This window comes from Xanthomonas sp. LMG 12459 (assembly GCF_009192905.1).
GTDB classification, from domain to species: Bacteria; Pseudomonadota; Gammaproteobacteria; order Xanthomonadales; family Xanthomonadaceae; genus Xanthomonas_A; species Xanthomonas_A sontii.
Genome location: NZ_NSGT01000096.1, coordinates 1 through 9,305 on the forward strand (window position 1 = coordinate 1; position 9,305 = coordinate 9,305).

At 61.4% G+C, this 9,305-nt stretch carries 10 protein-coding genes; 2 read left to right on the plus strand and 8 right to left on the minus strand.

Translation table 11 applies throughout. The features are described 5' to 3' along the window. Positions 1-1,471: MobA/MobL family protein (locus tag CEK65_RS18545; RefSeq protein ID WP_152182623.1), on the minus strand; the 1,471-nt coding region annotated here is incomplete at its 3' end. Positions 1,472-1,735: 264 nt separating this feature from the next. On the opposite strand from CEK65_RS18545, the gene traD reads away from it, so the two are divergent. Both traD and CEK65_RS18555 read left to right on the plus strand, forming a co-directional pair. Further along, positions 1,736-2,062, plus strand: a complete 327-nt coding sequence (gene traD / locus CEK65_RS18550) for a conjugal transfer protein TraD (protein ID WP_152182624.1) — start codon at positions 1,736-1,738, stop codon at positions 2,060-2,062. A 249-nt stretch (positions 2,063-2,311) separates the two neighbouring features. Next, on the plus strand, positions 2,312-2,584 hold the full coding sequence (locus CEK65_RS18555) for an HNH endonuclease (RefSeq protein WP_343192930.1): 273 nt from the start codon (positions 2,312-2,314) through the stop codon (positions 2,582-2,584). Between the two features lie 227 nt (positions 2,585-2,811). Here the strand turns inward: CEK65_RS18555 and CEK65_RS18560 are convergent, their stop codons facing one another. From CEK65_RS18560 to radC, 7 genes are all read right to left on the minus strand, one after another. Continuing rightward, complete coding sequence (locus CEK65_RS18560) at positions 2,812-3,501, minus strand: hypothetical protein (RefSeq protein WP_152182626.1); 690 nt, start codon at positions 3,499-3,501, stop codon at positions 2,812-2,814. A gap of 172 nt (positions 3,502-3,673) precedes the next feature. Then, a complete protein-coding gene (locus CEK65_RS18565; RefSeq protein ID WP_152182627.1) occupies positions 3,674-4,198 on the minus strand; it encodes a hypothetical protein in 525 nt (174 codons plus the stop codon). Between the two features lie 27 nt (positions 4,199-4,225). After that, entirely contained in the window at positions 4,226-6,799 is a 2,574-nt protein-coding gene (locus CEK65_RS18570) for an XVIPCD domain-containing protein (protein WP_152182628.1), read from the minus strand. A 32-nt stretch (positions 6,800-6,831) separates the two neighbouring features. Further along, the gene (locus tag CEK65_RS18575; RefSeq protein ID WP_152182629.1) at positions 6,832-7,473 is read right to left on the minus strand and encodes a DUF1629 domain-containing protein; all 642 of its coding nucleotides are present in this window, start codon (positions 7,471-7,473) and stop codon (positions 6,832-6,834) included. A gap of 133 nt (positions 7,474-7,606) precedes the next feature. Further along, positions 7,607-8,290 carry a thermonuclease family protein gene (locus tag CEK65_RS18580; protein WP_152182632.1) on the minus strand — a complete coding sequence of 228 codons (684 nt, stop codon included), beginning with the start codon at positions 8,288-8,290 and terminating at the stop codon, positions 7,607-7,609. A 108-nt stretch (positions 8,291-8,398) separates the two neighbouring features. After that, positions 8,399-8,599 (minus strand): hypothetical protein, encoded by a 201-nt coding sequence (locus tag CEK65_RS18585; RefSeq protein ID WP_152182630.1) that lies wholly within the window; start codon positions 8,597-8,599, stop codon positions 8,399-8,401. Between the two features lie 75 nt (positions 8,600-8,674). Then, positions 8,675-9,154 carry a DNA repair protein RadC gene (radC, locus tag CEK65_RS18590; protein WP_152182631.1) on the minus strand — a complete coding sequence of 160 codons (480 nt, stop codon included), beginning with the start codon at positions 9,152-9,154 and terminating at the stop codon, positions 8,675-8,677. Between the last annotated feature and the right edge of the window lie 151 nt (positions 9,155-9,305).

Below are 9,305 nucleotides of genomic sequence, written 5' to 3' on the forward strand. Positions count from 1 at the left end.
TCTCCTGGCTCCAGGCCTCCAAGAGGCGGCCACTCTCTGCCGCTTCCTTTTCGCAAAAGGCCTGTTGCTCCGGGGTGACCCGGGCCCGCGCTTCGAGCAGTTCGGCCGTCCGCTTCTCCAAGGTGCTCAAGCGCCACGCCCGCCGTTGCTTCCAATCCTGCTCCGTCCAAGAGGTGCCAGGCTGGGGATTGTTGACCGTGAAGTCCTCCCAGGACCGCTCCGCCAGATGGCGGAGCCTGGAGGCGCGTTGCTCGGCCTGCAGGCGCCGTGCAAACCGGGTCAGGCTGGCTTTGAATCCGCGTAACCGCCGGGCCAGCTCCAGCAGGTCCGAGCGGAACCGGGCGTGCTCGGCGAACGCCGCGGCGCGCTCGGCCGCCCAGGCCAAGAGCTGGCGGGTGACGTGGAGCGCCCGCGCCACTGCCTCGTGGCGCAGTGCTCCCCACTCCTGGCTCAGCTCGGCAACGAGCGCTGGGATGGACACCGGCTCCGGGCGTGGCGCCCCGGGAGCGGTCTCCTCCAGCAACCCCAGCCGCTGGGCGATGGGCCCCATGTTGCGAGAGACCTCGATGTGCCCTGCCCCGCGGCCCAGCGACAGGGGCAGCACGGCCGGTGGACGGCGGAGTTCCCGTTGGGCCTGTTCGTGGCTGTGGCCATCGGGCACTTCCACCGCTCGCCCCTCGTTTTCGAAGACGGCGATGAGCTTTTGGAAGGCCTCCTCATTCGCCTCTTCGATTCGGCGGTTCGCTTCCACGCGCTCAGAGGCCTGGCCCCGGCGGGCTATGGCGGTCGCGTTCTTGCCCACATGCTTGGTCGGCTCCCGCGAGAGCACGGCAGCGGCGACCAGGTCACCGCGGGCCAGGGCGTCATTGGCTTGTGCTTCCAAACGGCGATGGTCCACGCGAATCTCGAGCGCCGCTTTTTCAAGATGGGCGTTGATGGTGGAGGCGATCAGTTCGCGCACCCACTGCACTTCGACACGTCCCGATGGCCCGCCGTCCAGTTCCTTGGTTTTGTCCGCGAGACCTTCCGGACCCATGCGCCGCGTCGTGGCCAGCACATGGACGTGCCAGTTCAAGCCGTCTTTGCTGCCTGGGCTGTGGATGCTCGCCTGGGCCGCGAACCCGTAGCGACTGACCAGGGCACGGGTGACTTCCATGGCCAGCGCCGATCGCTGCGCCTCGTCGAGTTCGTGGGGCAATGCGAACTCGAACTCGCGCGCGATCGTGGCGTCCTTGCGCCGCTCGGCCGCCTCCACGGCTGGCCAGAGCTCGGCAGGGACAAGGGCCCAGTCGGGCGCGTCCTCGGGGGCGACGCAGCGGGTTTCGACCACGCCGTCCCGGCGGCGGTAGTCGTGGCGCTGCCCCGTCTTCTCGTCCTCGAGAAGCAGGCCGGCGCGGTAGGCGGCGGCCGCGATGGACGAATGTCCTTTGGCGCGACTGAAGGTCTTTACGTTGGCGTGGTAGATGGCCATGAGGTGTTGCTCCGAAGCAGTGGGGTTGCTTGGTTTATGCCTCGGCTTTGGATTTGCGCAAGCGCCGCCGGCGCTTGGGGTTCAAGGGGCGAAGCCCTTTGCGCACGTGTCACGCAGTGACACCTAGGTGCGCTCTTGCTTCGTTCTTTTAAGCCTTGTTTTTCAGATCTTTTCGATTTCGAGGAAGTCCAAATTTTCAGGCCTGTGCAAACTTGACGCGCGCCATTTCTTTGGTTGACTCGTAATGGCACAGAGGAGAAAAGCATGGCCGAGCCAACCCACTACCACCAGAGAATCCAAAGAGCGACAGAACGATTGGCCCAGCTACAAGCGCGTGAGCTTTTAGCTAGTCAGCGCCAGGCTGTAAAAGCGAAGGAAACGCAGCGCCGCGAAGAAGCCAAGCGACGAATGCGTGTCGCAGAGCTAGTGTTTCTGGCCGGCGCCGAAACTCTGGAAGATGCTGAGTTGGTCGGCACGTTGTTGAGGCATGTGGAAAGCCGCAACGACCACGACATCCGCAACCAAGCCCGTTCGCGCGGCGCCTCGCGGCTGGCAATGGCAAGCGCCGAAGAAAGCCAGGCCAAGCACTGACCTGGCTCTGCTCTTGCTCGCTGCCTTCGAGTTGCAGCCGCCTGGAAGTTGAGCTAAAACATGTTTGCCGATCGCTGAGCGTCGGTGTTGTGCCCGCATGCCGAACGGCTCCGGGTGCCCGAGGTTCTCCCTAGGAGGCACGGGAATCCTTCGATTCCGGAGCCTCCCGTGAGCAACAGACGCCTCAAAACCCTTCGTGTCTACGCCTTCCACGCCCAGGCCGGCCGCTGTTTCTATTGCGGCCTCCCCATGTGGCTCTCCTCGCCTGACGAACTAGGCTTGCGCCCCCGCTCATCCCGCGCCTACCAATGCACGGCCGAGCATCTCCAGGCTCGCCAAGACGGTGGCAAGGACGTGGCCGATAACGTGGTGGCCGCGCATGCCCGCTGTAACCAAGGACGACACAAAAGGTCTGGGATGCCCCTCAATCCCGACGCATTCCGGGCACTGGTTCAGAGGCGGCTAGCAGCGGGAAGATGGTGGTCTACACCGCCGCCAGGGATTGTGCATGCTCCTGTATGACCTTATTGGGCAATAACTTCAATCGCCTCTTGGTGGTGAGCCTCATCCAAGCCGGTCCCACTACACGCTGGATGTTCGCTTGCCTTTCCGCCCACCCCAGGCCTTGAGCTCAACCAATTCCTATTGGCACATGGTCAATTTACACTAGAAGTCTTAGACCGTTTTTTAGCCAACCAGCTCATCAGCATTTGCTCCCGATCCCCACGAACACGGGCACGCCAGTCAGTTTACGAAGTTAGCCTCTTCTCAAGATGGACAAGCAAATCCAACACCTCGCGAGTTGTGGCCTTTGCATTCAGTTGCCCTTGAACACCTTTGCTTAACTCATTGTCATAGCCGTGCTTATTAGCCAAGGCTTTTACATCTGTTGGGAAGCTCTTCAGCCCAGCAATCTTTGCCACTTCTGATACACCCTGCCCTCCTGCGGAATTATTCACCAAAAGGACACCGTAAAGATCAGAAACATATAACTTGAACTTCTCAGGAAACAACGGAACGTGATCTGGACGATGCCCGTCAAGAAGATGCCCGAATGGAGCCCCGTAAGCTACTTCCTTCCCATTTTCTTCGCGCGTGTGTGCGTAGCTATCACCAAACGCATGGATAACCACCCCAACCTTCCATTCGGGCTGCTTATTTGCGAGCATTTCACTGATGTAGGTCTTGAGTCCTGCACGCCTCTTCTGGACGTCCCCTCCGTGTAGAGAGTGAAGGACTCGCATTATCCTCTTTGGTTCTTCACCTTCAAACCAATCGAGAGCTCGATCCACCGCTTTGAGGTCGTCGTAATCATCAGGCAGTTGAGAGCCCCAACTTAACTCCAAGGCCTCTGAAACATCCCAACCAGCAAGGCGCGCCACAACAAAAGTCGTGTAACGGTGCCCATCCTCATTGTAAGTAATCATATTGATTGCCATACTTCCCCCTCAGGTTACAGTGAGACTTTGAGAGCGGCGCTGAAGCCTAGCTCGCCTAAGAATACTAATTCATCAAATCCAAGAGAAACCTGAAATTCCTTTCCTACACCCCATAACATCCCCCATGTCTAGCACATGCGATTAAATGCGAGAAATGCAGCATGGACTATGCCTATTTGAAAACCACCTGATTCTCTAGAGCGTCGCACGCCTTTTGGACGAGGTCAGCAGCGTGGCGCAGAACCTTCTCCGACGCTGGCCAACGCTCACCTATGAACACTGGATCACCTGGAAAAACATCGAAAAAATATGGTTCAAAATCATGGACCATCTTATCCACCGCAGCATAAGCCGCTTGAACAATCGGCGCCGTGGACCCGAGAGCAGCCATTGATTGAAGCAACGGAAGAAGCTCTTTTCGAAAGCGAATGAGCCGGCCGACCGTAATGGCCTGCTGATCTTCGTCCGTTCCCAACTCGTTAGGCGATTTTCCATCGTCAAGCCGATGGATAGTCCATTCAAATTCTTCCGCAGCCGCACGAAATACTGCGAGCATTGAAAGAGCCGCGCTGCGAGACTGGGATGCTTCAATCGCCTTTCTCTCACCAACAGTCTGCCAATGCAGATACAGGGCGGCACCTACCGCACCTACCGACCCAATCGCGCCCAGCCAATCAGCTAGTGAACCTGTGTCCATACGCACCGCCCCCTGTGGCTTAACTATTTATAAGGATCTGCTTGGCCCTGCCTGCTCTTGCCGCTGAGTCTGCTGCTGGGTTTGCTCCAGTGCCTGCTGGCGCACCTGATCCTGCTTGATGACCTCCGCCTGCTGCAGGTTCTGCTCCGCTGGCTGCTGGGCTGCCTCGCGCCCATCCACCCGGGCGTGAAAGAACGGCGCCTTGTCGCCAAACGGCGCATAGACCGCCAGCACGTTCTCGGCCCCGTCCTTGCCTAGCGCACCGGTCACCCGGTCCACTCGCTTCACCAGCGGGTCCTCGGCCTGCTGCTTGTAGAGCGCTGCGGTGACGTTCCGGCTCTCCTGCTCGTTCCAGTTCCCCGTCCCGCTGACCCAAGAATGGATGGTTTGGTAGGTGGAGTGGTCCGGGTGCGCAGGGTTGTCGGCCAGCATCGGCCCCTGCGCCCCCTTCTCCTGGGCCGGTTCGGCCTCCTGCTCCTTGCTGCGCCCAGGCGCAGTCACTGAGACCGTCGCCAGGGTCGGCACGTGCGCCACAGCCGGCTGGCCCAACTCGGCCTTGGCTTGGCGCAGCTCCTCGGACGTGGTCACCGCGACTTGGTGAGCCACACCGTCTTGGCCAACCTGATAGTGAACAATCTGGCTGTCGTAGCCGTATTGCCCCTGCTCGTTGGGCTTCAACCTCTGCACCATCCGGCCGGTGAGGCCTTCGGCTTCTTGCGTGCGCTGGGTGGCGAGCTTCACTGCCTCTAAGTTGTTCTCCTGCGCGTTGAGGTCGATGCCGACAGCCCGATAGCGGTGCAGAAGCTCGTTGTGCTCCATCTGCGCCGCCGTGGGCGCGGGGCGAGCCTCAATGGCTGCCAGGGTCTCCTGCGCGCGCTCCAGCGAGGGCTGGCGCATCTGGTTCGTGAGCTCCAGCTCCACCGCCAGGTTGCCGGCGGCCACTCCGTCCTTGCCGAGCCACTGCCCGGCCTCGTTGCGCTGGTAGGTCTGGCCGTCGTGGCCTTGCACCCGGTCTTGCTGGGCACGAGCACTTTCCACGGCGGTAGGAACGCCCACCCCGTAATCTTGCCCGCGCTGGGCGGCATGACTCTCCAGGTAGGCCTGGGCGATGGCCTCGCGGCCGGTGGCGATGTTGTTCTCGATGCGCGCCAGGGCTTCCTGGTTCAGGCGCTGCGTCTGCTCTGCATTCGCGATCTGGTTCTCGTAGACGCCCCGGTCGTTGGCACCTTCCACACCGGTCTTGACCTGGCGCTCCCATGCCTCGGTCGCCGGATTGCGATGCCAATTTTGGTTGTCCAGCCCAATCCGATCGCCGGGTTGGGCCGGCAGGTTGAACGGGTCCTGCGGCGGGGGGGCTTTGCCCAGCGCGAACTCGGCGGCCTTGGCATTCGCCATGGCACCCAGTTCCTGGGATTTCGTGTAGCTGGCCACCACGTCCTGCTCGACCGCCTTGCCCTGCCCCTCTTGCAGCTGGCCTTGGCGCTCCCAATTGCGGCCATTGAACTGCCAGTCCACGCCGGCCCGATCGGTCTGGTGGAAGATGTCGCGGTTTTCTTTGAGGTCCACGGCCTTGTCGAAGGCCTTGCTCATCAACACAGCGTCGCCGACCACCAGGGCCGCAGGCACAAAGCCGCCGCTGCTGCCCAGCGCGGCCGCTGTGGACGCGCCGCCGGCCCAGCCGCCCACGTTGCGAGCAACGGCGTGATTGACCTCCGACTGCGCGGCGGTGAGGTTGCCCTGCTCCATTAGCGCTGAGGCGGCGCGTGCGGTCATCACCGCATCCGCGCCTGTGGCCAGAAGTCCGCCGGCACGGGTCAAACCGCGGGCAGAGGCTTCGCCCATCAACAACTCCATGGCGACTTCGCCACGCTGGCCGCGCGGCACGCGGAGACTATTTGCGGCCTCTTCTCCCAATGTGTTTTCGACCACCGCCACCCCACCCGGCGACATGGTCAAGCGGCCGTCGTGGTAAGCGTCAGCTATAGCCTGGGATAGGCTGTTGCGCTGAAAGTCCAGGTCACCGCCCTTTAGCAGCGGCCTTCCTGAACTTTGGAAGTGCTGCAAGGTCGAGACAATGCGACCTTCATTATGCGTCACCGGGCTCCATTGGCGCGCATTGGCACTGACCTTGCCGTGTGCGTCCAACTGCGTTTGGTTCTGAAAAGCATAGTCGTTTGGGTCACGATAGAACGCCTGCGTGATAGCCCGCGTTTGGTCCATCGTTTCCCCTAGCGCATTGTTCGTCCGCAAGTCGCCATTGATGAGCGCCACCTGCACGGTGTCGCTCAATCGCTGAACCTTAAGGACAACTCGATCTAGGGCATCCGGATCTCCAAGCAATGCTGCCTGCCCATCTTTCGTGGCGGCCATGCGCTCAAGGACATAGTTCAAACCAAGACGATATTCCTTGATCGGACCACCCGAGTGCGGCGTAACACCGATAGCGTGAGCAAACGCCTTGTCACTGGGCAAATTGATTAGATTCGTGGCCAGGTCTTTATGGAACCGGCCATTGTCCACAAGCACCTTCAACAGAGGATCAATCTCAAACGACTTCTGGTCGAGGCCGTGGTGCTGCTGGAAGAGAGCCTTGTCTGCCATGATCTAGGATTCGTCCTTGTCACCTGCTGGGATCAGAGATCCGATGCGTCAATGAAAGAGATGCCGCTGACTTCTGCGTCTTCAGATATACCAGCGTTGTGAAGCGCCCCTTTGAACTGTTGATCGCAGAACACCGACGGATTGAACGGCAATCGAAATACGTGCGAAGCCCTAAGAACTTCACGTCGGAATGCAAGGCTAGCCCCACCGCCGAAGTAATAGAACTTCCCACGCACAAACTCCTCATCAACCTCGATCTTCAGCCGCGATGATGCTTCGTCTAAGGCATCCAGTTCTCGGACAACGTCGCACAGGAAGCGGCGCGACCCCTTGATGCCATCGGCTAGGCGGTAATCCACCTCAACGAACGCGAAGGCGTTTGGATCGACTGAGCACATGGCGTTGTGGAGTCGTTCGGAAACCAACCAATATCCGCCAAACCCTGGCTCCAGATCACGAGGCTCGGGGCCCGCGCTGGGGTCATAGGTCATCTGCGGTTGCTCAAGCAGTGAAGGAAAACCACCCTCCTGCGGACGCAGGATTACACGGGGCGGCGAATGCAGCCGACGGAGGTTGTCGAACCTCACCCCACAAGGCGGCCTATTACTCTCCATGTCTGATATGAACATGTAGAAGGCACCTGGCTGGGGCTGATTAGTCATCGTTGTTTCCATGCGTTGCATCCCGTCCACTTGGGTATTGCCTCCACGTCACCAGGGCCAGAGTCTACCGCTCTGATCGCCGACGTGGGCAGACAAAAGGGGGCATGCGCAAGCCCTCTAAGCACGCCCACCTCGACGAAAACTTTCAGCGCTTTGCCGGCTGCCACCCTGCCCTAGCGGCCTCTTCAGGGCTGCAGAACATACGCTCGCCGCGTGCTTGATCGACGCTGGTCCGCTCGTAATCCCGCTGACCAGGAACGTGGTAGATCTTCTTGCCCTGGCGGGAGATGTTGCCCTTGATGCGGCATCCGCTGGACACGGGCGGCGCGGTCACCTGGGCCTGGCGGGCCGACTGGTCCCGCTTGCTACGCCGATAGTCGGCGGGCATCTGGAAGGGCCCTTGCCAGAGGTTCCGCTCGTGCTGGCGTGCGTCGGCTTCGTCACCGATGAACGCCGTGGCGTATTGGCGATAGGCCACGGCCCAACCGGAGCTCACCATCCAGCGGTTGACGGACTGCCCTTGGACGAAGCACTCCGCAACCACTCTGCCGTAGCGGTCCGTGTCCTTGGGCCGGCAACGAACGGTCTTGTCCAACACATAGCCGTCCAGCGCGGCGGCGGACCGCCGGCCGCAGGGCCAAGAGCGCCCGTCCTTGGTGGTGCATTGCTGGATGCTTTCCGGGGCATCGATGCCCCATAGGCGGATGCGCTGCTTCGCCACGGTGAGGGTGTCGCCGTCCGTGACCGTCGCGCGGCCGACCAACTCTGCAGCCACGCCGGGAACCGAAGCAAAAACCAAAAGCAGAACCACCAGACCCTTAAACACCATCAACAACGACTTCCTCTAAGCGCACGCTCGGGTGGCGAGCGCCAGTTCAAACAGGGTCCGACACTTTAGCGGAAGCGGGAAACCGGCGCCGACCAACTCGCCAATCCTTCAACCCCGACTCGCGTTCCTGGTGTGGTCGCTGTCGGTCTCCTCTACGACAACGAAGGCGCTCACCAGCCAGCCGTATGCATCGCTGAGCGCGTCAGCAATCTGCTCTTCGCTCTCGCATTCGATCGTGGCTTCACCCGGCAATGCGGGACGCTTGCCGTCGGTCTCCCACACAATCCCGCGCACGTGAAACGCCTTCATTCCTGCTCCATGGATGTGGATGTGCATCTGCCTTGGCAGTCTAGCTTCGGCAGACTGCTTGGGTGAAGGGGCAGGCTATGCCCACCCCCTGCTGGCCAGGCTGACGTGCTGCCGGCCACCGATGACCAGGTGGTCAAGGACTCGGATGTCGAGAAGCGCCAGCGCCTGCTTCAGGCGCTCGGTGACTTGGCGGTCGGCTTGGCTGGGCTCCGGGTTCCCGCTCGGATGGTTGTGGAAGAGGATGACGGCGACGGCGTTGAGGTCGAGGGCGCGCTTGGCGACGACCCGGTTGTGGACTTCGCATGCGTCGGTGGTGCCGCTGAAGAGGTGCTCGGTGGCCAGGATGTGGTGCTTGGTGTCGAGGAAGACGACGCCGAAGACTTCGTGCGGCAGGTGGGCGCAGCGGGCGACCAGGTAGCTGCCTGCCTGCTCGGGGCTGTGGATGTGGCCCAGCCGTTGGAGGCGTTGCTCCAAGATGGTGGCTGCTGCGAGCAAGATGCCCTCCTCGTCCATCTGGAGTTGGTATTGGGCCTTCCGGTCTTGGGTGCGCTTCATCGGGTTCTTCTCCACCAGCGCGTTGTGCGCCTCGTGGGAACCGACAGGCGAAGCGTTAGGCTCGACCGCACCCGGGAGTGAGCACCGCGGTAGCGGCGCGCAGCGGAGGGCCGCAACAGAGCGTCAGCGCCGAGGAGGAGGCTCGCCCTTG

Excerpts from the sequence above, each read along its gene's own strand:
- radC (WP_152182631.1), bottom strand. The coding sequence starts at position 9,154 with ATGAAGCGCACCCAAGACCGGAAGGCCCAATACCAACTCCAGATGGAC.
- CEK65_RS18560 (WP_152182626.1), bottom strand. The coding sequence starts at position 3,501 with ATGGCAATCAATATGATTACTTACAATGAGGATGGGCACCGTTACACG.
- CEK65_RS18580 (WP_152182632.1), bottom strand. The coding sequence starts at position 8,290 with ATGGTGTTTAAGGGTCTGGTGGTTCTGCTTTTGGTTTTTGCTTCGGTT.
- CEK65_RS18565 (WP_152182627.1), bottom strand. The coding sequence starts at position 4,198 with ATGGACACAGGTTCACTAGCTGATTGGCTGGGCGCGATTGGGTCGGTA.
- CEK65_RS18575 (WP_152182629.1), bottom strand. The coding sequence starts at position 7,473 with ATGGAAACAACGATGACTAATCAGCCCCAGCCAGGTGCCTTCTACATG.
- CEK65_RS18570 (WP_152182628.1), bottom strand. The coding sequence starts at position 6,799 with ATGGCAGACAAGGCTCTCTTCCAGCAGCACCACGGCCTCGACCAGAAG.
- CEK65_RS18555 (WP_343192930.1), top strand. The coding sequence starts at position 2,312 with ATGTGGCTCTCCTCGCCTGACGAACTAGGCTTGCGCCCCCGCTCATCC.
- CEK65_RS18585 (WP_152182630.1), bottom strand. The coding sequence starts at position 8,599 with ATGAAGGCGTTTCACGTGCGCGGGATTGTGTGGGAGACCGACGGCAAG.
- traD (WP_152182624.1), top strand. The coding sequence starts at position 1,736 with ATGGCCGAGCCAACCCACTACCACCAGAGAATCCAAAGAGCGACAGAA.